The sequence below is a fragment of the Mycobacterium venezuelense genome (genome assembly GCF_054919535.1).
Window position 1 is genome coordinate 167526 of sequence record NZ_JBONDW010000001.1, and the last position, 21120, is coordinate 188645.

Here is a 21120-nt window from a genome sequence, read left to right on the forward strand (position 1 = left end):
TGTCTTGACATATATCAAAAAGGTGGCAGTCTGAGCTCGACACCGAATTCGATATATGTCTCATCAGCCCGGAGGTCCGCCATGTCCCGCGTTCAGCTCGCCCTCAATGTCGATGACCTCGACGAGGCAATCGCCTTCTACTCCAAGCTGTTCAACACGACCCCGAACAAGGTGAAGCCGGGCTACGCCAACTTCGCCGTCGCCGAGCCGCCGTTGAAGCTGGTGCTGCTGGAGAATCCGGGCAGCGGCGGCACGATCAACCACCTCGGCGTCGAAGTCGAATCCAGCGAGCAGGTGCACGCCGAGATCGCCCGGCTGACCGGCGAAGGACTGTTCACCGACGAGGAGATCGGCACCACGTGTTGCTTCGCCACCCAGGACAAGGTGTGGGTGACGGGCCCGGCCGGCGAGAAATGGGAGGTCTACACCGTGCTCGCCGACTCCGACACCTTCGGCACGAGCCCTTCACTGCTCGAAGACTCAGCCGGCGGCGCGGCGTGCTGCGGCGGCCCCGCCGAGGTACCGGCGTGACCGACACCGCCACAGCCGCGGTCGTCGGCAAGCTGTCCATCCTCGACCGCTTCCTGCCCGTGTGGATCGGCGCGGCGATGGTCATCGGCCTGCTTTTGAGCCGCTGGATCCCTGGACTGAACACCGCGCTGGAAAGCATTGAGATCGACGGTATTTCGCTGCCGATCGCGCTGGGACTGCTCATCATGATGTACCCCGTGCTGGCGAAGGTGCGCTACGACCGTCTCGACACCGTCACCGGTGACCGCAGATTACTGCTGTCGTCACTGGTGCTGAATTGGGTGCTGGGCCCAGCCCTGATGTTCGCACTGGCCTGGCTGCTGCTACCCGACCTGCCCGAATACCGCACGGGTCTGATCATCGTCGGCTTGGCCCGCTGCATCGCAATGGTCATCATCTGGAACGACCTGGCGTGCGGGGATCGCGAAGCCGCCGCCGTGCTCGTCGCACTCAACTCGATCTTTCAGGTCGCCATGTTCGCGATCCTCGGCTGGTTCTACCTGTCGGTGCTGCCCGGCTGGCTGGGCCTCGAGCAGACGACCATCGACACCTCACCGTGGCAGATCGCCAAGTCGGTTCTGATCTTTCTCGGCATCCCACTGGTCGCCGGGTACCTGTCGCGGCGCATCGGGGAGAAATCGAAGGGCCGCGAGTGGTACGAGTCCACATTCCTGCCCCGGATCGGGCCCTGGGCGCTCTACGGCCTGCTGTTCACCATCGTGATTCTCTTTGCCCTGCAAGGAGATCAGATCACCGGCCACCCGTGGGACGTGGCTCGTATCGCGCTGCCCCTGCTCGCCTACTTCGCGCTCATGTGGGGCGGGGGTTACCTGCTCGGCACCGTGCTCGACCTGGGGTACGAACGCACCACGACGCTGGCGTTCACAGCCGCGGGGAACAACTTCGAACTCGCGATCGCGGTGGCGATCGCGACCTATGGCGCCACCTCAGGACAAGCGCTCGCCGGCGTCGTCGGCCCCCTCATCGAGGTACCGGTTCTGGTCGCCCTCGTTTATGTGTCCTTGGCGTTGCGGCGACGCAGCACCGCCCCCAGAACGGAGAGATCGGATGACTGACGGCCGCAAACCCACCGTGCTGTTCCTGTGCACACACAACGCCGGCCGCTCTCAGATGGCCCTCGGATTCTTCACTCACCTGGCCGGCGACAACGCGGTCGCCGGGTCCGGCGGCTCCGAGCCCGGCAACGAGATCAATCCTGCCGCGATCGCCGCCATGCACGAGGTCGGCATCGACATCACCGGCGAGTACCCCAAGCCGTGGACCGACGAAATCGTCCAGGCCGCCGACGTCGTCATCACCATGGGTTGCGGCGACTCCTGCCCCGTCTACCCCGGCAAGCGTTACGAGAACTGGGAACTTCCCGATCCGGCCGGCCAGGGCCTCGAATCCGTGCGGCCGATCCGCGACGACATCGAGAAACGCGTCCGCCGGCTACTGGCCGACCTGAACATCCCGGTCAGCCGGTAACCGCAGCCGACAATTTCCCTGCGGGGACAGGCATCATGGAGGCATGGGCCATGAAGTGAAAACCGTGGAAGAGCTGCGTGCCATCGTCGGGCACCCCAACAAGTACGTTGCCAACAAGGTCACCAAGCAACTCTCCGCGGTACAGCAGGACTGGCTTGCGGCGTCCCCGCTGTGCTTCATCGCCACCACTGACGACCACGGACGCGTCGACGTCTCCCCCAAGGGCGATCCGCCCGGTTTCGCCCAGGTGATCGACGACACCACGATCGCCATCCCCGAACGGCCGGGCAACAAGCGCGTCGACGGCTATCTCAACGTGTTGCAACGTCCGCACGTCGGCACGGTGTTCGTCATCCCGGGTCGCGGCGACACGCTGCGCATCAACGGGACCGCGCGGATCCTCTCCGATGCAGACTATTTCGACGCCATGGCGGTCGGCGGCAAGCGGCCGATCCTGGCGTTGGAGATCGCCGTCGAAGAGGTGTTCTGGCACTGCGCCAAGGCTTTTCTGCGGTCGGACACCTGGAAACCCGAAACCTGGAATCCAACGGCCGTCCCCTCGGTCGCACAACTCGCCAAGGCTTTCAAGCCCGACCTGAGCCAGGCCGAACTGGACGCCTACTACACCGAGGACAGCTTGCGGAAAATGCTGTACTGAACGGCTGTCATACCGCCTTCACCAGAATCGCTCGGGTGTAGAGCAATTGGAATCCGCGCCGCTGCACGTTCTGCTGTGACTTCGAACCCGGCGCCGTGGTGACGACGGCGATGTCGCAGCCCGCTGCGGCAGCATCCGCCAGCCGCGCCGCCAGGAGCGCCGTCTGCACACCGCGCCGACGATAGGCCGGTGCGGTTGCGGCACCGCACAACTGGGCGATGCCATCGGTGAACCGCACCGCGCCACCGCCGGCCACCGTCCCGTCGATGACCGCGATATACGGTGCCGCTCCGGCCTTTTCCATGTCGATTTCGGCCCGCTCGATGACATCGCGGGGAAACTCCTCATGGCTCGCCACACCCTCGGCGTCCGGATGCGCGAAGCCATCGACCACCACGTCGACCCAGGCCGCGACATCGGCGGCGCGCCGCACCTCGACGCCGGTGGGAGCCGGAAGGTCCTCCGCACCGACGGGCCGGCCGAGTACGTTTTCGAAGCCGGCGAGCCGATAGCCGCGCCCGGTCAACAGTCCGCCGACTTCCGGGTCCGCGAGATTGGACAGCTCGACCTGGGTTGCCGCTCCCCGGCCGGCCAGCGCGCGCTCGATTTCGCCGAGCACCGCTTCGTCCGGCACCCCGTCGAACCCGAGCCCGACCACCTTGTTCATCGGCGATCCGGCGTCGGCGAAACACGCGAAGCCACCGGCCACCGGCAGCACCAGGCCCTCCCCGCCACGGCTTTTGGCGGCCTCTGTGGCTGCGACGATGAGTTGTGCCTCAGCACGTTCGATGCGACGGGCCAAGGTCGTACCGCAGAACAGTTGCTCGGCATCCACGCCCGACATTGTGCCCACCACAACCGTCACCGAAACGTCAGGGTCACCCACACGCGCCGACCCATATGGTGGAACCCATGCAGATCGGGCGCCGGGAGACGGTGGCGGTAGCCGTCGGGGGAACGCTGGTGGTCACGGCGTTCGTAGTGCCCCACCTCGATCTCGGCATCGTCACGCCGTTGATCAACAGCACACCCGGCCAGATCTACAGTTTCGCCGACACCGCACCCATCTTCGGATGGTGGAACACACATGTCGGCTGGGGTACCGTCCCGGCCGTCCTCATCGGCGCGGCAACGGTGTGGTGGGGCCAGGCGGTGGCACAGCGGTTGCCATGGCGGACTTTGACATTGGCGACGTGGGCGACATCGTGTGCCTGGGCGTTCTCGCTGGCGATGATCGACGGCTGGCAGCGCGGTTTCGCCGGCCGGCTGACCGCTCGCCACGAATACCTGCGGCAGGTGCCGACGGTCACCGACATACCCGAGGCGGTACGGACATTCTCCAGCAGAATCCTGGATTTCCAGCCGGATTCGTGGATAACCCATGTATCGGGTCACCCTCCGGGAGCGCTGCTGACGTTCGTCTGGCTCGACCGGATCGGGCTGGGCGGTGGGGCCTGGGCCGGATTGTTGTGTCTGCTGGTCGGTTCCAGCGCTGCCGCCGCGATCATCGTGGCCGTCCGTGCGCTGGCCGACGAACACACCGCGAGACTGGCCGCGCCGTTCGTCGCGGTGGCACCGACGGCGATCTGGATCGCGGTGTCGGCCGACGGCTACTTCGCCGGGGTGGCCGCCTGGGGTATTGCCCTGTTGGCGCTCGCCGTCAGTGGTTCGGTGCGGTGGACGACGCTGACCGCCGTCGGATCCGGGCTGCTGCTCGGTTGGGGCATATTCCTCAATTACGGCCTGGTGCTCATGGCACTGCCCGCGCTCGCAGTGCTCGTGACCGCCGCCGATTGGCGGGCTGCGCTCCGCGTGCTCATTCCGGCCGTCCTCGCCGCACTCGCGGTCGTGGCCGTGTTCGTCGTCGCAGGTTTCTGGTGGTTCGACGGCTACACCCTGGTGCAGGAACGCTACTGGCAGGGCATCGCCAACGACCGGCCGTTCCAGTACTGGTCGTGGGCGAACCTGGCCTCGGTGGTGTGTGCCATCGGCCTGGGCAGTGTGGCCGGCATCGGCCGGGTTTTCGACATCACAGCGATCCGCCGGCGGTCGGGTCTGGTGGTGTTGCTGATCGGCGCGTTGCTGGCCATTACGTTCGCCGATCTCAGCATGCTCAGCAAGGCGGAAACCGAACGGATTTGGCTTCCCTTCACCGTCTGGCTCACCGCCGCGGGGGCGCTGCTGCCACCGCGGTCACACCGCTGGTGGTTGGCGCTCAACGTGATCGGCGCGCTCGTGCTCAACCACGTCATCCTGACGAACTGGTAGCCAACGCGTCGCGGCGAAGTACACCGGGACGCACAGCCAGACCACTGCCAACGAGATCCACAGCCCCAGTGGGTAGTCCCGGTCCAGAACCGTCGGATTGTCCGGGCGCAGACCGGGCTTGCCGTACACGGGGATGGCCAAGAGCACCAGCACCACGCTGCACAGCCCGGCCATCGCGACCGGGGATTGCCATCGTGCCGGCAGTAAGCGCCGGCCAGCCAGCCCAACGGCAGCACATACCGGTGCGAACACGAGATCGTGCACCACCACGCCCACCACCGCCCACACCAGGATCCGCGCGATGATCACCGGCGGGTTGTCCCAGAGCAGCACCGCACCGTAACCGGCGACAGCGATGCCGGCCACGCCCAGCAGAATCCGCGTCACGATCACCCCACCACCTCGATTCGCGACAGCCATTTGGTCTGTAACACGCCGGGCCGGGTCGGGGCGATCAGCCGGCACGGGTAGCCGTGGTCGAGATCGAGGGTCTCACCGTTGAGCCGCAGCGCAATCAGCGTCTGCCTGTCGCGGGCATGAAGGGCCGGAAGCGTCGTGCGGGAGTACGGTCCCGGTGGCTCGAGAGAGATCATCCGCACGTCGCTGTCGGACGAACCCCCGACTGCGGCGACGAGATCGGCCAGCACGACGCCGGTCCATTCGGCGTCCGCGCTCCACCCTTCCACGCACGCGATCGGCAGCCGATGTGCGGTCTGCGGCATCGCGCGGAGTTCATCGACGGTGAACTCGCGTTTCACCGGACCGTTGCTGACGGTCAGCCGGTACCGGTCTGAGCGGGCACTGCGCACGACGCCGGCAGCGGCTGCCGACCGATTGACCGGAACACCCTGGGGCCCTTCCCCGGAACGCGGCGCGAGCACGGAAACGCGGCGCAGCAACGGAACCGTCTGGCCCGCGGTCACCACGGTCGCAAGTGCCACCGCCAGGAACGTGCCGCGCAGCACGGTGCGCCTCGTCGGTCCGGCGAGGTGGCCGGTGGGCTGCTCGTCGAGCGGTTCTCCGAGCGCACGCCGAATGACCGGAAGTTTCACCGCGATGTGGACGAGGACGGCGCCTGCGGCCACATATGCCATCGCGTAATGAGATGTGGTGAAGAAGAATTCGAACGCATACCACTGTGCGGTGTTCAGCAGGCCGGTGGACAGCTGGAACAGCATCGAAGCCACGAGCACGAGAATCGACGCCCGTTCGAGCTGCCGAACGAGCCCGCCGATCAGTGGACGTTCGAACAGCTTGGGCCACACCGACCACAGCTTGACCACGATGAGCGGAATCGCCGCGATGCCCGAGATGACATGCAAGCCCTGCGTCACGCGGTACAGCCAGACTGGGCGCGTAGGCCAGTAGAACCAGGGCTGCGGGTGCTGGATGAAGTGGCTGATCAACCCGGTGATGAAGCACAAGGCCACCGCGACACCCAATGCGAGGCCGACCCGGGCAGTAACCGCGGTGCCGCGCAGCCCGGTCACCTCGCCACCAGGCTCGCGATGACGCGGTCCCCGATCGGGTGGACCGCTCCCAGCACCAGGCCGACATCGGCGGCGATACGGGCCGCACAATCCAGGCCCACCGAAGCCCACCGGAACCACGGCCCGACGGACTGAAGGGTCTCCAGCCGGACCCAACACGACTCGATTCCCGTTGTGGCCGGCTCGAATTCGGCAAGGCATTCGCCTCCCCGTCGAAGCAGTTCACCCGCTCTCTGCAGTACGCGCCACGGATCGCCGCCCAGGCCGACATTGCCGTCGGCTAGCAGCGCGGTATGCCAGCGTCCGGTTCCCGGTAACGGCCCGAACAGATCGCGGCACAGCACCGGGGCGCCGCTGCTGCGGGCCATCGCGACAGCGGCGACCGACTGGTCGACGCCAAGGGCGGGCACCCCGCGCCGCACCAGACCCGCAACCAGACGGCCTGGGCCGCAACCCAGGTCGATGGTCGGCCCCGTACACAGATTCACGATGGCGCGGTCGAAGCGGTGATCGGTGTGCACCCCGCCCAGCCAGCGGTGCACGGGCAACCGTTGCACGCGGCCGTCGTCGCGGCGGACCCAGCACTGTTCCCCGTCGAGGGCCTGGTCATAGAGATGTCCGTGCACGTCACACCCCCGCCGCACGGGTAGCGCAGAAGAATCGACTGTCCGGTTCACAGGCACGCCGCACAACGTCGATATCCGCGAGAGTGTCGACGTCGGCCAGTTCGGTAACAAGGCTCACGGCTGTCCCTGTGCCGCGCAGCGCGGCCAGCGTTACAGCCCCGGTGTCCGGACGCGACATCGGCACCGCGCCGAGGCACGCAGCCGTCGTCGCCTCATGCACACCCAGCACCCACCAGCCGCCGTCGCGCGCCATACCCAGTACCGCATCGCCATCCATCAGTGCCCGCGCACAGTCGGCCAGGAGCCCTGCGCTGACCTGCGGGGTGTCCATACCGATCTGCAGCACCGGAACTCCCGGGCACGCGGCGTCCTCATGAGCATGGACCAACCGCTCGGCGAAGCCGTCGCCGCGTTGTCCGACGACGATGAAATCGTCCAGCCGCCTTACGATCTCGCCCGCCCGGCAGGCCTGCCCCAGATCGCCGGTCATCGCCACCACGCGCCGCGATACCGGAGCACGCGCCACCGCATCGAGCGTGTCCAGCAGTGCGGCCGCTGCGATGTCGGCGGCCAACTCGGCACCGACGTCCGCCGCCAACCTGGTCTTGGCCAACCCGGGAACCGGGGCCTTCGCCACTACCAGAATGGTGACCGGCAGGATCATATCGCCCGCCAAAAGTCCAGTGCCGCAATGACACTGCCCCGGAGCGAGCCGCTCACCTTCGATTTGCCACCGGTGCGAGGCCCGTACGTCACGTCCCGTTCGACCACCCGCCACCCCGCCTGCGCGGCGCGCACCAACAGCTCGAGCGGATATCCCGACCTGCGGTCGGTCACCCCGAGCCCCAGCAGCGCATCCCGGCGGGCCACCCGCATCGGCGCGATGTCGTGCACCGGCAGGCGGTACCGCTGCCGCAGCCGCCAGCACACCGCGGCCGTGCCGAGGCGCGCATGCCATGGCCAACGCAGCCCGCGGACCGCCCGGCGCCGTCCGATCGCCAGATCCACGCCACGATCGAGTTCGGCAACCAATGCGGGCAACTCTTGCGGGTCGAGCGATCCGTCGCCGTCGAGGACCGCCACGATCGGCGTCGTTGCCGCGACCACGCCGGCGTGCACCGCCGATCCATAGCCGGGCCGCGGTTCCGACACCACCGCCGCACCGTGCACCTTCGCCACCGCCGCGGTGTCATCAGTGCTGTTGTTGTCCACCACGAGAGCCTGATACCCGCTGGGTATGGCGGCCAACACCCCGGGAAGCGACTGCTCCTCGTTGAGGCAGGGCAGCACAACGGTCACCTGGGCCGTTACTGGGGCCATATCAGCGACGGTATGCCGTGACCGGGTCCGGGCACCATGGGCAAAGCGGTGACAAAACCGTGACACCGGCGCTGGTAGCGGCTCTGCGCGGTTAGCCTCATTGCTTATGACCCGTGTCCTCATCGCCGACGACGACACCGTCGTGCGCGATGTCGTGCGCCGGTACCTGGAGCGGGACGGTCTGGAGGTCTCGATCGCCGAGGACGGCACAGAGGCGTTGCGGCTGCTCGACAGCGAGCACATCGACGTCGCGGTGCTCGACGTGATGATGCCCGGATCAGACGGGTTGTCGCTGTGCCGCGACCTGCGCCGCGACGGCGACTACAGCATGCCGGTGATCCTGCTGACCGCACTCGGTGAGGAGGACGACCGCATCGCCGGTCTCGAAGCGGGCGCCGACGACTATCTGACCAAACCGTTCAGCCCGCGTGAGCTGGCGCTGAGGGTGCGTTCGGTGCTGCGGCGGACGGCGGGTCCGACCGTACCGGTGCCGATGGAACTGTCGGTCGGCGAGCTCAACGTGTCGACGGCGGCCCGCTCGGTCACCGTTGGCGGAAAGCCGATCAACCTGACCAACCGCGAATTCGACCTGCTGGTGTTCTTCCTGACGCACGCCGACACGGTGTTCACCCGCGAAGACCTGCTCAAGCGGGTATGGCGGTGGGATTTCGGCGATCTGTCCACCGTCACGGTCCACGTCAAACGGCTGCGGGCCAAGCTCGGCGACCAGCACCGGGTCCAGACGGTATGGGGCCGCGGCTATTTGTGGAGTAGCAGCCCGTGACCGACTTCTGGGAGATCGTCGGGTGGGCACTGGCCTGCTCGGTTCCGGTGGTCGTGGCCGGGGCGATCGTCATCCGGCTGGCGCGGTCCTGGTCGCTTGCCGTCAGCATGGTTGCGCTCGTGCTGATCCCGACACTCGCGACGTTCGCCGGCGTCATCGGGGCCAGCGGCTTCATGATCACCGAGAACTTCGAGAGGATCGTCGTCGTACTGGTGATCGTGTCGGTGGTGACCATTCCCGCTGCCGTCATGCTTGCCCGCTACCAGGCCCGGCGCACGGTGTGGGAACAGGAGATTCGCGATTCGGAACGGGCCGCCGAGCAGTCGCGGCGCCGGCTGGTCGCGTTCGTCAGCCACGATCTGCGCACGCCCCTCGCCGGCATCCGGGCGGTGTCCGAGGCCATCGCCGACGGCGTCGTCACCGACGACGAAGTCCGCATTCAAGCCAAACACATTGAGCAGGAATCGATCCGGCTCTCCGAGATGGTCGACGACCTGTTCGAGATGTCGAAAATCAACGCCGGGGCGGTCCAGCCCACGCGCGAACAGGTGGCCCTCGACGAAGTGGTCGACGATGTACTGGCCGCCCACCGGATACCCGCGCAACGCGCCGGCGTGCAGCTGACCGCGGGGCTGCCCGACAGCGCGGTCCACGTCTTCGGCAGCGACCGCGCCCTGGTTCGGGTGCTGTCGAACCTCGTCGCCAACGCGATCGCACACACTCCGGAGGGCGGCAGCGTCACACTGTCCGTGGGATCCGACGACGGCACGGCGTGGGCACGCGTCGACGACACCGGTGTCGGCATCGACGAGGCCGATCTCCCCCGGGTGTTCGACGTGGCCTATCGAGGCTCGAACGGCCGTGTGCCGCGCGCGGATTCGTCACTGCCCAGCGGGTCGGGGCTGGGTTTGGCGATCGCCGCCGGCCTGGTACACGCACACGGCGGGTCCCTGTCGGCCCGCAATCTCGACACCGGTGCGCGGTTCGAGGTGCGGCTGCCGTTGGCGAATTAGCGTTCGCTTCGCGCTCTCACGCCGGCGCGTCAATCCGGCAGCGAGTTGCTCAGCCGCTCGGTCGCGGCCAGGTAGTCCTCGATGAACTCGCGCACCACCTCACGAGCCGGCTTGACCTTGTTCATCAGCCCCACACCCTGACCGACGAAGTAGGTGGCCAACGCCTGCGCGCCCGGATGTCCCTGTGCGGCAAGCACATCGATCCGACGGATCACCGGTTCGGCCAACATGTTCTGCAGGGGCAGCGGAAGCGGTTGGCGTCCATCCTTGTTCGGCAGCCAGGCGTCGGTCCACTCCGAAACCAGCTGCCGCGCCGGCTTGCCGGTACGCCCGGCCGAGCGCACGGTGTCACGCGACGTGGCGGCGAGCATCTTCTGCACGGTGTGCGGCGCCGTTTCGGCCTCCTCGGTGGTCAGCCATACCGATCCGGTCCACGCCCCGGCCGCGCCGAGTGCCACCGCGGCGGCCATCTGCCTGCCCGTGACGATGCCGCCCGCGGCAAGGACCGGAACCGCGTCCTCGACGGCCTCGATCACTTCGGGGATGAGCACCATCGTCGTCACCTCACCGCAGTGCCCACCGGCCTCGGTGCCCTGCGCGATGATCAGGTCGACGCCCGCCTGCACCTGCTTGACGGCGTGTTCGCGCGCACCGACGAGGGCCGCGACCGGGACCCCGCGCTCGCGGCCGGCTTCGATCATGTAATCCGGCGGCACCCCGAGTGCGTTGGCGATCAGCTTGATCGGATGACTCATCGCCACCTGCAGCAATTCGGCGCCGGTATCCCCGGACAGCATGGACCCACCCGTCCGCTGCTTGGCCTCGGGTTCGATGTCGTGATCGGCGAGAAGTTTCGCGACGAACTCGCGGTACTCGGCCGGAATGCGGTCGACGAGCTCGCCGCGCGACAGGTTCTCACCCTTGCCCTCGAACTTCGCCGGCACGATGATGTCGGCGCCGTAAGGCTTGCCGCCCACCTGCTCGTCGATCCACGACAACTCCCGGTCGAGTTGCTCGGGGGTGTAGGCGGTAGCGCCGAGCACGCCGAAGCCGCCGGCGTTCGTCACCGCCGCCACCACGTCGCGGCAATGGCTGAAGGCGAAAAGCGGAAAGTCGATACCGAACTGCTCACAGATGGCGGGTTTCACCCCGTCAGTATTGACCGCCACACTTGACGGGTGTCAAGTGCCTTGGCTGAGCTACGTCAGACCCGACTCCGTAAAGAACCGCTCGATCTCACCGATCATCAGGCGTCCATCGAGCAACTCAGGGTCGTTGTGGCCGGCGCCGGGCACCGGCAGCCACCGCTTGGGTTGCGGCGCGGCCTCGTACAACCGCCTGCTCAGCGCGGTCGGCACGATGTCGTCCCGATCGCCGGCGATGACCAGCAGTGGCGCCGACAATGACGGAATCCGATCGATCGACGGATACCGGTCCAACAGGAGACGCCGCACCGGCAGCCACGGGTAATGGACCGCTCCGACGTCCGCGAGCGACGTGAACGGCGACCGCAACACCAACGCCGCCGGAGGCTTGTCGACCGCAAGCCCGAGGGCTACCGCCGCGCCGAGGGACTCACCGAAGTAGGCGACCTGGTCGACACCCGGCTGGGCCGTCAACCATTCGTGCGCCGCTTGTGCGTCGGCGGCCAGCCCGGACTCGGTCGGGCGGCCCGGGTTGCCGCCGTAGCCGCGATAGTCGAACAGCAGCACCGACAGCCCCATCCGGTTGAGCGCGACAGCGAGCGGTGCCCGCATCGACCGGTCGCCGCCGTTACCGTTGAACACCAGCACCGCCGACCGCGTCGGGCCCGGAAAGTACCAGGCTCCCAACTGTTTTCCGTCGGCGGTGGTCAGCTCGACGTCCTGACCGCCGGACAACACCGTCGCGGCGGACGGGACCGGGCCCGGCGACGGGAAGTAGATGAACCACCGCTGCGCGGAAAACAGCACGGCGAGCAGGCCAGTCGTCACGAGCGCGACGATAGCGACGACCGCGAGCCACCGGCGCATCAGCCCCGCGGCCGCACCTCAGGCGGGGTCATGCTTGAAACTTACCTTCACCACGCCGTGATCTCCGGTGCCGACATCCTTCTGATTGTCGAAGTTGAGGTGATCGTTGTTGATCACCAGACCGTCGAACAACCAGCGACGCTTGCGGCTGTTGTCGTAGAACTGCTCGCTGACCAGGACGTGGTCGAGCGATTCACGCAGATCCTGGTGCACGTGCGTGTAGTAGACGTCGCGGGTATCGCGGTACTCCTGCAACGTCTGGGCGGTGTAGAGGCCGACGTCCGCGCCGCCCACCGCCTCGCCCACGAGATACCGGGGCTGCTCGGTGAGGATGTTGGCGGTATTGCTGTGCTGGCCGTCGTTGATGTCGCCCAGCACGATCACCGGCGTCGTGGAGTCCTTCATGACAGAGGTGAGCATGACCCGCACCGCGGTGGCTTCCGCCGTCCGGCGAATGGTCGAGATCGCCTGGCCCAACGCGGTCTGGTGGGAGCGGTACATGTCCGGGTCGGCATCGAACCAGGCCTCACCGCTGACCGCCGTCGGTAACTTCGACTTCAGGTGCACGACATAGACCTCGGTGGCCGGTTCGTCGTCGCGCAGCTGGACCTGGAAATTCAGCACCGGCCGGGAGAACCGGTTGATGGTCACGTTGATGCGCGGGGCCTGCGGGTCGTTCGCGTCGTCGGAGGACTGCAGCTTCACCGCGTCGGGAAACTTGTCCTCCCAACGTGGTTCGCCATTCAATAGCCCTTTCCGCACCAATGCGGCACAGACGATCTTCTTGCCGGTTGCAGGCTTGGCCAGCACGTCGTAGCGGTCTTTCAACTCACTACTGCCGGCGGCGAGCACCTTTTCCAGCGCGGTTTTGCTCCATAACTCCTGCAATCCCACGATGTCGGGGTTCAGCGTCTCCAGTTGCCATGCCGTCCACCACGCTTTGTTCTTGAATTGCTCATCGGTCCAGACGGCGCCGCGGTGCATCTCCTTGCCCGCATCCTGCAGATTGAACAGATTGAAGGTCGCGACGCTGAATCGCTTGAGGTCCATACCCATTGCCTACCGGGGCCGTCGGCGCTCGAGTGTTCGACAACGGAACGGTGGAGGAACATTCCTCCACCCGCGACGTGTTGTTCACCTCGGCGCTATCCGCGCAGCGGGGCGAACGCGAATTCCGTCAGCCCGTCGCTCGGATCGACCGCGGCCCGGAATCCGAGAACTTCTGCGGCCCGCGCCGGGTCGGCCACGATGTGGCGGACATCGCCCGTACGGTACTGACCGGTGACGACGGGGGCGGGCGCGCCTCGCACCTCGCACAGTTGTGTGGCGACGTCCATGATCGAAATCGGCCGGCCAGAGCACACGTTGAACGCATTGAAGCCGTCCAACCCCGCCTCGACCGCGGCGACGTTGGCGGCCGCGACGTCGTCGACATGGACAAAATCGCGCATCTGTCCACCGTCTTCGAAAACCCTTGGCACATCGCCGGATTCCAGCTCTGACCGGAAGATCGCGGCCACCCCCGAATACGGGGTGTCGCGCGGCATGCCCGGGCCGTACACGTTGTGGTAGCGCAACGCGACGACCGCGGCGCGGGCGGCGTCCGACCAGGCCAGCGCGTAGTGCTCCTGCGCGGTCTTGCTCGCCGCGTAGAGACTGCGCGGGCGCAGGGGCGCGTCCTCACCGACCAGCCGCCACCGCAACTGTTCCCCGCCGACCGGGCAACGATGGTCGAAGACGCCGTTGTCGAGATCCGTACGAGACCGGGGCAACGGCTCGACCGGCCCGTGCTCGGGGCAGTCGTAGCCGCCCTGCCCGTAGACCACCATCGACGATGCCAACACCAGGCGTGCGCAACCGGCCTCGAACATCTCGGCGAGCAGCACCGCGGTGCCGAAGTCGTTGTGGCTGGCGTACGACGGCGCGTCGGCCGCATTCACCCCGGCGCCCACCACCGCGGCCTGGTGGCAGACGACATCGACACCGTCCAGGAGCGGGGCCAGCGCAGTGGCGTCGCGGATGTCGACCGCCTGACAGTCGTCGGGCGGTTCGGTACCGGCGCGGTGAGCCGCGGCCAGCATCGCGTCGACCGCGATCACCTCGTGTCCGGCGTTCCGCAGCGCGGCGGCGATACGGGTTCCGATGAACCCGGCCGCACCCGTCAGCAGAACCCTCACGGCAACTCGAACGGCAGCTTCACACCGTCGTGGGCCAGGCAGTGTGTGCACGTGCGCTCGACCTCGACCGCCTCCAGCGCCTCGTGCACGAGCTTCTTGAACGGCACCATGTTGCGTTCGAACTCGGCGAACACGTCGACAGTCGTCACACCCGAACCGGCCTCGATACCCGCATCCAGATCGGTGACCAAAGCGATTGAGGCATAACACATTTCGAGTTCACGGGCGAGAACCGCCTCGGGATATCCGGTCATGTTCACCAATGTGAAGCCCTGGCCTGCGAACCAGCGGCTCTCGGCGCGGGTGGAAAAACGCGGACCCTGGATCACCACCATCGTGCCGCCGTCGACCACACCGGGCAGCCCGGCCGCGGCCGCGCGCAACGACGGGCAATAGGGATCGGCGAACGAGACGTGGATGCCCCCGGAGTCGAAGTACGTGTCGCTGCGGCCACTCGTACGGTCGACGAGCTGATCGGGCACCACCATGGCCCCCGGCCCCAATTCCGCGGTGAGGCTGCCGACCGCGCACGGGCCGAAAATCCGCCGCACCCCGAGCGCACGCATCGCCCACATGTTGGCGCGGTAGGGCACGGTGTGCGGTGAGTACTCGTGACTCACGCCGTGCCTGGGCAGGAACGCCACTTCATGCGCGCCCACCGTGCCGACGGTCACCGGTGCGGCCGGTTCACCGTAGGGGGTGTCGAGATTGATGGTCCTGGCGTCGGACCCGAAGAACGAATAGAAACCGCTACCGCCGATGACTCCGAGCATGCAGCGTTATTCGGTCTCGTCCTCGACTTGCGCCTCGCGGGCTTTTCGGGCGCTGTCCCGGATTTCGAAGACGTCCGTCGCCAGACCACCGATTGCCGACGCCACGTCCTTCACCGCCGTGGTGATGATCGTGGCGACCTCCCCCACCGTCGAGGCCACCGCCTCGACGGACTCCTGCAGCACATCTTTACCGATCTCGGTCTTGCTGAGCTGGTCCTTCATGAGGCTCAGTGTAGGTCGGCTCATACGATGGCGGCGTGGCCAGTTTTGCGCAGTGGATCGAGGGAGCCCGTCCACGCACATTGCCCAACGCGATTTCACCGGTGATCGCCGGGACGGGCGCAGCCGCGTGGCTGGGCGCTGCGGTGTGGTGGAAAGCGTTGCTGGCATTGGTGGTCGCGCTGGCACTGATCGTCGGCGTCAACTACGCCAACGACTACTCCGACGGCATCCGCGGCACCGACGACGTGCGGTCCGGGCCGCTGCGGCTGGTCGGCTCACGGTTGGCATCACCTCGCGCGGTGTTGACGGCCGCGCTGCTGAGCCTGGGGGTCGGCGCGGTCGCCGGCGTCGCTTTGGCCGCGGTCAGCGCACCATGGCTGATCGCCGTCGGCGCGGTGTGCATCGCGGGCGCATGGCTCTACACCGGCGGCAAGAAGCCCTACGGGTATCTGGGGCTCGGCGAGGTCGCGGTGTTCATCTTCTTCGGCCTGGTCGCGGTGCTGGGTACGCAGTACACGCAGGCGCTGCGCATCGACTGGGTCGGCGTGGTAGCCGCGGTGGTCATGGGTTCGCTGTCATCGGCGGTGCTCGTGGCCAACAATCTGCGCGATATCCCGACCGACGCGGAGTCCGGGAAGATCACGCTCGCGGTGCGCCTGGGCGACGCCCACACCCGGGTGCTGTTCCAGGTGCTGATGGCGGTTGCCTTTGCGCTGACGCTGGTGCTGATCGCCGCGACCCCGTGGTGTGCGGTAGGCCTGCTGGCGCTGCCTCTTGCGTTGCGGGCGGTGCGGCCGGTACGCACGGGGCTCGGCGGGGCGGCGCTGATTCCGGTGTTACGCGACACCGGACTGACGATGCTGGTGTGGGCGGTTGCGGTGGGCGTGGCGCTCGGGGTGGCTGCCGGCTTCTAGCGCGAGCAGACACTAGGCAGCCTTGTCGAGCAGATCGACGATGCCTGTGCGCAAATCCTCCGCGCTGACATGTTCGGTCACCAGGCTGACGGTGTAATCGTCTCCGCCGCGGAGGATGCCGAGCAGGATGTGCTCGCATCCGATGACACTGTCTTTGTGCGCCAAGGCTTCCCGTAGCGCCAGTTCCAGAACCTTCTTGGCGGGTTTGGTGAACGGGATGTGCCCGCGGCGGCGACTTCGTCGTCCGGATCGGCGCAGTGCATTGTCGAACGCATCGGCTCCGAATGTCCGGTTGATGTTGTCGCGCACCGCCCGTAGGTCGATCCCAATTGCGCGCAGGGCCTCCGCGTCGGCGTCGAAGGATTCGTCACCGGGCGCGTCGGCGGCGACCAACTTTCCGCGCACGACATCGGCCGTGAGCCCGAATCCGGCCAGCATCGCCGACAATTCGCGACCGGAACTCTGCAACACGCCGACCAGGATGTGTTCGGGCCGGATGTCGTTGGCCGCCAGTTCGCGGGCCTCCTCTTGCGCCAGCACCACGGCGACACGGGCGTGGCGGCTGAACCGTTCGAACATGGTCATTTCCTCCGGTTGTGCTTCTGATGCACCGCTTGGCGGCTCACCTCGAGCGCATCGGCAATCGCCTGCCAGCTCCAACCCTGTTCGCGGGCATTCGCGACGTGAATGGCCTCCAACCGCTCCTGTAACCGCTGCAGTGCCCGCACCGCGCGTAATCCAACGGCGGGGTCCGAGCTGCTGACCCCGTCGGTGATCAGCGCATCGACTTCACTCACGTTGCCAACATATCGCGCGTGTCAAGAAAACTTGACATGCACGGCAGTCGGCCGTCGCAGCGACTGTGCGGATTCATACGCACGCATCGGCGAGTCGCGTATGAAACGGCACACTCAACACGATTGCCGCGAGGAAAGGAGCCCGCTGCACCCACCACACCGCCCTGACTAGTCGTTTTGCAGGAACATGCGAAATGATGGGTCGGCCCGGGATGACCCGGGTGAACCAGCGCGGGAAGGACCGTGATGAGTGCCCTGCAAGTCGTCGTTGCCGACGACGACGTACTTCTGCGTGAGGGGCTTGCCAGCCTGCTCGACCGGTCCGGGTTCGAGGTCGTCGGGCAGGCGGCCGACGCGGCCGAACTGCTTGCGCTGGTGCGCGATCACGCACCACAGCTCGCGGTCGTCGACATCCGGATGCCTCCGACCCACACCACCGAGGGCCTCGACGCGGCCAAGGTGATCCGCAGCGAGTCACCCGACACCGGAATCCTGGTGCTCTCGGCCCACGTCGAGGTCGAGCACGCGACCGAACTGCTCGCCAGCGGTCACGGCATCGGCTACCTGCTCAAGACGCGTGTCACCGACGTCGGCGATTTCGTCGAGACCCTCGAGCGGATCGCGAAGGGCGCCTCGGTGGTGGACCCGGCACTGGTATCCGAGCTGGTGTCCGCGCGGCGTCGCGACGACCCGCTGGCCGCGTTGAGCGCCCGCGAGCACGAGGTGCTGGTGCTGATGGCCGAAGGCCGGTCGAACGCAGGAATCGCCCGCCGCCTCTGGGTCACCGAGGGCACCGTCGAAAAGCACGTCCGCAGCATCCTGACCAAGCTCAACCTGAACGAAGAGGCCGACGACCACCGCCGGGTCCGCGCCGTCATCACGTATCTGGAAGCGCGCTAGCCCGACGCATCACGAGGTGCAATATCAGCGCCACTACGAGCAGCCCGGCTCCCACCGCGATCGTCACCGGGTGCAGGTAGAGCAGTAACGCCGCTGCCGGCGCGCACAGGATCCGCTCGGGCCACCCGGCCTGACGGATCATCCACCCGCCCGTCAACACCGCGAGCGCGGCAACGGCCAGCGCAGCGACCGCCCCCGTCCAGACCATGTCACCGAACGACCGCAGCCCGAGCAGCCCTTGGCCGTTGTCGGTCAGCACGAACGCGAACGGCACCAAGAACGCCGGCAGCGTGTACTTCCAGGTCTGCATCATCGTCGCGATCACCCGGCCGCCGGTGATCGCCGATGCCGCGACGGCGGCGAGCGCGGTCGGTGGCGTGACTTCGGACAGCACCGCGAAATAGAAGACGAACATGGCCGCGGCGGGCGCGGCGACACCGAGATCCTGCAGCGCCGGGCCGACGATGACCCAGCTGATCACGAACGACGCGGTGACCGGCACCGCCAGCCCGAGGATCGACACCGCGACCGCGGCGAACAACGCCGTCAAAATCAAAACCGCTGTTGGGTTTTCACTGATGAAGCGGGCCGTGTTCACGAGGATCGAATTCAGCTGCAGGCCGAGGCCGGTGCGGGTGATCATCGCCGCGATGACGCCGGCGGCGGCGCATACAGCCGCGACCGAAAGCACGCCCCGCACCCCGGTCGCCAGCGCCGTGTACAGCCGGGCCGGGGTCAACCGGTGCTCGCGATCCAGATACGAGAGCACGATCTGTATCAGCGTCGCGTACACCACGGCGCGGACCGCCGAGATGTCCATCGCGAGGAACACCACGATCAGCACGAGTGAAATCAGGTGGTAGCCGAATCGGCCGAGCAGCCGCCAACTCGACGCGGCACTGACCTCGACATCCCTTGTGCCGTAACGCCTCGCGTCGATTTCGACGGCCAGCAGGATGCCGAGGTAGTAGAGGATCGTCGGCACCACTGCCCACAGCAGCACCGTCAAGTACGACACCCCGAGGTACTCGGCGATGATGAAGGCCGCCGCGCCCAGGGTCGGTGGCGACAGGATCGCACCGATGCCCGCGGCGGCCAACATGCCGCCCGCGTTCTCCTTCGGGTAACCGGCCTTCTGCAACACCGGCCAGCACACCGAGCCGAGGCTGACCGTGGTCGCGGTGCCCGACCCGGACACACTGCCCAGGAGGAACCCGGCCAGCGTGACGGTGCGGCCGGGGGCGGCTCGCGATCGGCGGAACGCGGCGAACGACAAATCGATGAAGAACTTGCTGGCGCCCGACGCGTCGAGCACCGCACCGTAGATGGTGAACAGCACGATGTAGGTGGCCGCGACGTCCAGCGGCACCCCGTAGATGCCGGTCGCCTGGATGAACGACGCGCTGATGATCTGGTCCCAATCCACACCGGCGTGCGCGATGGCCGCACCCTGCGGCAGATAACCCCCGTAGTAGGCGTAGCCGAGCGCCAGCAGACACACGATCGGCAGCGCGGCACCGGTGGTGCGCCGGCAGGCCTCCAGCACGAGCAGCAACACGATCGACCCGACGATCACGTCGAGCGCGGCGGGCGTGCCCTGCCGGCTCAGGAACTCATCGAAACCTCCGCCCGCACCGGCGATTTCGAACGGCAAGACCGGATACAGACACGCCACCAACGCCACCGCGGCAAGCAGCCAGTCCACCGGCGTCGGGTTGTCGGGTTGGTCCTGCGGTACCGAGTCATCGTGTGACCGCCGGCGGAACCGCAAACCCGAGCGGTAGCACAGCAACGTCAGCGGCAGCACCGCCGCCAGGAACACGATCAGCGAGAACTGGTTGCCCTGCGCGAGCGGGAAGAACACCTGCAGCGCCGCGAACAAGCCGAGCAGGACGCAACCCGCGGCCACGGCATGCCCGACCCAGCCGGTCAACCGGCGCGCCGGCTTCTCGTCCTCGTACGCCGCCGACGCCGCGACGTCAGCCTCCCGCGTATCCCGTTCAGCCACGGTCAATTTGCCGCACCGAGCTCATCGAGCGCCTTCTGAGCTCCGGGATGCAACGGCACCGGGCTGGTCTCACGCGCGGTGTCCAACGCGATGTTGTCGGCAGCCTTGTTGGCCTTGACCAGATCGTCCTTGTGCTCGAACAGCGCCTTGGTCAGCACACACGCGGTGTTGCCGTCCATGTCGTCTTTCACCAGAAGCACATTGGGCACGACGACGGTCGGCACGTCGGCCGGAGTCTGATAAGTGCTGGCCGGGATCACGCCCTGCTCATAGATGGGGTTGATCGCCTGCAGCTTGGGCAGCGTGTCGGTGACATCGATGAACTTCACCTGATCGCGACGGCTGACGAACAGATCGGTGATGCCACTGGTGGGCAGGCCGCCGGACCAGAACATCGCGTCGATGGAGCCGTCTTTCATGCCCTCGACGGTCTTGCCGAGTTCGGTGCGCTGTGCGGCGACATCGCCGGACGGGTTGAGACCGGCCGCCTCGAGCATGCGATTGGCGATCACCTCGGTGCCCGAATTGGGTGCCCCGGTGGACACCCGCTTGCCCCGCATGTCGGCGATCGTGTTGATGCCGGAGTCGGTGCGCGCGATCACCTGGGTGTAATTGGGATACAGGCGGGTGAGGGCGGCGATCGGCTGCTTCTCGGTGAACGAGGCCGTGCCGTTGACCGCGTCGGCGGCCGTATCGGCGAGTGAGAACGCGATCTGGTGCGTACCCGCCACGAGTTGCTGGATGTTCTGCAGCGAAGCCGACGTCTCAGCTGCGGTGGCCTTGAGTTTGCCGCCGGTCTGCTGGCTTATCGCTTCGGCGAATGCACCGCCGAGTGTGTAGTAGACGCCTGTGGTGTTGCCGGTGGCGATGCTGAGCCGGGCGTCCGACGTGACCTCACACGAGGTCGGTTCCGACGCGGCGGCCCCGTTGTCGTCACTGCGCTGACCACCACAACCGGCCAGTACCAACATCATTGCGCCAACAGCGGCGCCCAGTCGGACAGCCGTCGGCGTCATGAATAATGCGCTGGCGTTGTTTCCCATTCTGCTCCCCTTCAGATCAGCGGCGTCATCGCCGCCTACCGGTCGTGTGCCGATCATGGCCCCGATCGCCATCGGCGCGGAACAAAATGAGCGCCT

At 67.0% G+C, this 21120-nt stretch carries 23 protein-coding genes and 1 pseudogene; 8 read left to right on the top strand and 16 right to left on the bottom strand.

The annotated features are described in order from the left end of the window. The first annotated feature begins 81 nt into the window (after positions 1-81). From ACRCUN_RS00775 to ACRCUN_RS00785, 3 genes and pseudogenes are all read left to right on the top strand, one after another. Positions 82-531: an ArsI/CadI family heavy metal resistance metalloenzyme gene (locus ACRCUN_RS00775; protein ID WP_462139752.1), complete on the top strand. Its 450-nt coding sequence runs from the start codon at positions 82-84 to the stop codon at positions 529-531. Next, positions 528-2019 (top strand): annotated as a pseudogene (gene arsB / locus ACRCUN_RS00780) (ACR3 family arsenite efflux transporter). The gene ACRCUN_RS00775 and the pseudogene arsB overlap by 4 nt, the downstream one beginning before the upstream one ends. A gap of 43 nt (positions 2020-2062) precedes the next feature. Next, complete coding sequence (locus ACRCUN_RS00785; RefSeq protein ID WP_462139753.1) at positions 2063-2677, top strand: pyridoxamine 5'-phosphate oxidase family protein; 615 nt, start codon at positions 2063-2065, stop codon at positions 2675-2677. Positions 2678-2684: 7 nt separating this feature from the next. Here ACRCUN_RS00785 and ACRCUN_RS00790 read toward each other — a convergent pair whose 3' ends face one another. Further along, a complete protein-coding gene (locus tag ACRCUN_RS00790) occupies positions 2685-3512 on the bottom strand; it encodes a GNAT family N-acetyltransferase (RefSeq protein ID WP_462139754.1) in 828 nt (275 codons plus the stop codon). Positions 3513-3589: 77 nt separating this feature from the next. On the opposite strand from ACRCUN_RS00790, the gene ACRCUN_RS00795 reads away from it, so the two are divergent. Continuing rightward, complete coding sequence (locus ACRCUN_RS00795) at positions 3590-4945, top strand: hypothetical protein (RefSeq protein ID WP_462139755.1); 1356 nt, start codon at positions 3590-3592, stop codon at positions 4943-4945. Here ACRCUN_RS00795 and ACRCUN_RS00800 read toward each other — a convergent pair. Genes ACRCUN_RS00800 through ACRCUN_RS00820 form a run of 5 tightly spaced genes read right to left on the bottom strand, consistent with a single transcriptional unit; the run spans position 4871 to position 8381 of the window. Beyond that, positions 4871-5332: a hypothetical protein gene (locus ACRCUN_RS00800; protein WP_462139756.1), complete on the bottom strand. Its 462-nt coding sequence runs from the start codon at positions 5330-5332 to the stop codon at positions 4871-4873. The genes ACRCUN_RS00795 and ACRCUN_RS00800 overlap by 75 nt on opposite strands. A 2-nt stretch (positions 5333-5334) precedes the next feature. After that, positions 5335-6435 carry a molybdopterin-dependent oxidoreductase gene (locus tag ACRCUN_RS00805; protein ID WP_462139757.1) on the bottom strand — a complete coding sequence of 367 codons (1101 nt, stop codon included), beginning with the start codon at positions 6433-6435 and terminating at the stop codon, positions 5335-5337. Continuing rightward, complete coding sequence (locus ACRCUN_RS00810) at positions 6432-7061, bottom strand: class I SAM-dependent methyltransferase (RefSeq protein WP_462139758.1); 630 nt, start codon at positions 7059-7061, stop codon at positions 6432-6434. The genes ACRCUN_RS00805 and ACRCUN_RS00810 overlap by 4 nt, the downstream gene beginning before the upstream one ends. A 1-nt stretch (position 7062) precedes the next feature. After that, entirely contained in the window at positions 7063-7725 is a 663-nt protein-coding gene (locus tag ACRCUN_RS00815) for a TIGR04282 family arsenosugar biosynthesis glycosyltransferase (RefSeq protein ID WP_462139759.1), read from the bottom strand. Then, complete coding sequence (locus ACRCUN_RS00820; RefSeq protein WP_462139760.1) at positions 7722-8381, bottom strand: glycosyltransferase family 2 protein; 660 nt, start codon at positions 8379-8381, stop codon at positions 7722-7724. Before ACRCUN_RS00820 ends, ACRCUN_RS00815 begins: the two co-directional genes overlap by 4 nt. A gap of 106 nt (positions 8382-8487) precedes the next feature. Between ACRCUN_RS00820 and ACRCUN_RS00825 the strand changes: the two genes are divergently transcribed. Together ACRCUN_RS00825 and ACRCUN_RS00830 are read left to right on the top strand one after the other, a co-directional pair. After that, on the top strand, positions 8488-9165 hold the full coding sequence (locus ACRCUN_RS00825) for a response regulator transcription factor (protein ID WP_462139761.1): 678 nt from the start codon (positions 8488-8490) through the stop codon (positions 9163-9165). After that, complete coding sequence (locus ACRCUN_RS00830; RefSeq protein WP_462139762.1) at positions 9162-10178, top strand: sensor histidine kinase; 1017 nt, start codon at positions 9162-9164, stop codon at positions 10176-10178. The genes ACRCUN_RS00825 and ACRCUN_RS00830 overlap by 4 nt, the downstream gene beginning before the upstream one ends. Before the next feature lie 29 nt (positions 10179-10207). Here the strand turns inward: ACRCUN_RS00830 and ACRCUN_RS00835 are convergent, their stop codons facing one another. The 6 genes from ACRCUN_RS00835 to ACRCUN_RS00860 form a co-directional block, all read right to left on the bottom strand. Then, positions 10208-11326 carry an NAD(P)H-dependent flavin oxidoreductase gene (locus tag ACRCUN_RS00835; RefSeq protein WP_462139763.1) on the bottom strand — a complete coding sequence of 373 codons (1119 nt, stop codon included), beginning with the start codon at positions 11324-11326 and terminating at the stop codon, positions 10208-10210. A gap of 51 nt (positions 11327-11377) precedes the next feature. Continuing rightward, complete coding sequence (locus tag ACRCUN_RS00840; protein ID WP_462139764.1) at positions 11378-12190, bottom strand: alpha/beta hydrolase; 813 nt, start codon at positions 12188-12190, stop codon at positions 11378-11380. An 18-nt stretch (positions 12191-12208) separates the two neighbouring features. Then, entirely contained in the window at positions 12209-13240 is a 1032-nt protein-coding gene (locus tag ACRCUN_RS00845; protein WP_462139765.1) for an endonuclease/exonuclease/phosphatase family protein, read from the bottom strand. Positions 13241-13335: 95 nt separating this feature from the next. Further along, the gene (locus ACRCUN_RS00850; protein ID WP_462139766.1) at positions 13336-14367 is read right to left on the bottom strand and encodes an NAD-dependent epimerase/dehydratase family protein; all 1032 of its coding nucleotides are present in this window, start codon (positions 14365-14367) and stop codon (positions 13336-13338) included. After that, the gene (locus ACRCUN_RS00855; RefSeq protein WP_462139767.1) at positions 14364-15140 is read right to left on the bottom strand and encodes an S-methyl-5'-thioadenosine phosphorylase; all 777 of its coding nucleotides are present in this window, start codon (positions 15138-15140) and stop codon (positions 14364-14366) included. Before ACRCUN_RS00855 ends, ACRCUN_RS00850 begins: the two co-directional genes overlap by 4 nt. Before the next feature lie 6 nt (positions 15141-15146). Next, entirely contained in the window at positions 15147-15362 is a 216-nt protein-coding gene (locus ACRCUN_RS00860) for a hypothetical protein (protein ID WP_462139768.1), read from the bottom strand. A gap of 35 nt (positions 15363-15397) precedes the next feature. Here ACRCUN_RS00860 and ACRCUN_RS00865 point away from each other — a divergent pair, with 35 nt between their 5' ends. Beyond that, the gene (locus tag ACRCUN_RS00865; protein WP_462139769.1) at positions 15398-16276 is read left to right on the top strand and encodes a 1,4-dihydroxy-2-naphthoate polyprenyltransferase; all 879 of its coding nucleotides are present in this window, start codon (positions 15398-15400) and stop codon (positions 16274-16276) included. A gap of 12 nt (positions 16277-16288) precedes the next feature. On the opposite strand, the gene ACRCUN_RS00870 is transcribed toward ACRCUN_RS00865, so the two are convergent. Together ACRCUN_RS00870 and ACRCUN_RS00875 are read right to left on the bottom strand one after the other, a co-directional pair. Beyond that, positions 16289-16855: a Clp protease N-terminal domain-containing protein gene (locus ACRCUN_RS00870; protein WP_462139770.1), complete on the bottom strand. Its 567-nt coding sequence runs from the start codon at positions 16853-16855 to the stop codon at positions 16289-16291. A 2-nt stretch (positions 16856-16857) separates the two neighbouring features. After that, complete coding sequence (locus ACRCUN_RS00875; RefSeq protein WP_462139771.1) at positions 16858-17073, bottom strand: helix-turn-helix domain-containing protein; 216 nt, start codon at positions 17071-17073, stop codon at positions 16858-16860. A gap of 246 nt (positions 17074-17319) precedes the next feature. On the opposite strand from ACRCUN_RS00875, the gene ACRCUN_RS00880 reads away from it, so the two are divergent. Next, a complete protein-coding gene (locus ACRCUN_RS00880) occupies positions 17320-17973 on the top strand; it encodes a response regulator (RefSeq protein WP_462139772.1) in 654 nt (217 codons plus the stop codon). On the opposite strand, the gene ACRCUN_RS00885 is transcribed toward ACRCUN_RS00880, so the two are convergent. Beyond that, entirely contained in the window at positions 17951-19987 is a 2037-nt protein-coding gene (locus tag ACRCUN_RS00885) for a TRAP transporter permease (protein WP_462139773.1), read from the bottom strand. The two genes, ACRCUN_RS00880 and ACRCUN_RS00885, sit on opposite strands and share 23 nt — an antisense overlap. Beyond that, entirely contained in the window at positions 19984-21024 is a 1041-nt protein-coding gene (locus ACRCUN_RS00890; RefSeq protein ID WP_462139774.1) for a TAXI family TRAP transporter solute-binding subunit, read from the bottom strand. The genes ACRCUN_RS00885 and ACRCUN_RS00890 overlap by 4 nt, the downstream gene beginning before the upstream one ends. Positions 21025-21120: the final 96 nt, after the last annotated feature.

Bases quoted from the DNA above. Each gene is read 5' to 3' on its own strand.
- ACRCUN_RS00775 (WP_462139752.1), top strand. From the start codon at position 82: ATGTCCCGCGTTCAGCTCGCCCTCAATGTCGATGACCTCGACGAGGCA.
- ACRCUN_RS00785 (WP_462139753.1), top strand. From the start codon at position 2,063: ATGGGCCATGAAGTGAAAACCGTGGAAGAGCTGCGTGCCATCGTCGGG.
- ACRCUN_RS00795 (WP_462139755.1), top strand. From the start codon at position 3,590: ATGCAGATCGGGCGCCGGGAGACGGTGGCGGTAGCCGTCGGGGGAACG.
- ACRCUN_RS00815 (WP_462139759.1), bottom strand. From the start codon at position 7,725: ATGATCCTGCCGGTCACCATTCTGGTAGTGGCGAAGGCCCCGGTTCCC.
- ACRCUN_RS00820 (WP_462139760.1), bottom strand. From the start codon at position 8,381: ATGGCCCCAGTAACGGCCCAGGTGACCGTTGTGCTGCCCTGCCTCAAC.
- ACRCUN_RS00825 (WP_462139761.1), top strand. From the start codon at position 8,488: ATGACCCGTGTCCTCATCGCCGACGACGACACCGTCGTGCGCGATGTC.
- ACRCUN_RS00840 (WP_462139764.1), bottom strand. From the start codon at position 12,190: ATGCGCCGGTGGCTCGCGGTCGTCGCTATCGTCGCGCTCGTGACGACT.
- ACRCUN_RS00845 (WP_462139765.1), bottom strand. From the start codon at position 13,240: ATGGACCTCAAGCGATTCAGCGTCGCGACCTTCAATCTGTTCAATCTG.
- ACRCUN_RS00855 (WP_462139767.1), bottom strand. From the start codon at position 15,140: ATGCTCGGAGTCATCGGCGGTAGCGGTTTCTATTCGTTCTTCGGGTCC.
- ACRCUN_RS00860 (WP_462139768.1), bottom strand. From the start codon at position 15,362: ATGAAGGACCAGCTCAGCAAGACCGAGATCGGTAAAGATGTGCTGCAG.
- ACRCUN_RS00870 (WP_462139770.1), bottom strand. From the start codon at position 16,855: ATGTTCGAACGGTTCAGCCGCCACGCCCGTGTCGCCGTGGTGCTGGCG.
- ACRCUN_RS00880 (WP_462139772.1), top strand. From the start codon at position 17,320: ATGAGTGCCCTGCAAGTCGTCGTTGCCGACGACGACGTACTTCTGCGT.
- ACRCUN_RS00890 (WP_462139774.1), bottom strand. From the start codon at position 21,024: ATGGGAAACAACGCCAGCGCATTATTCATGACGCCGACGGCTGTCCGA.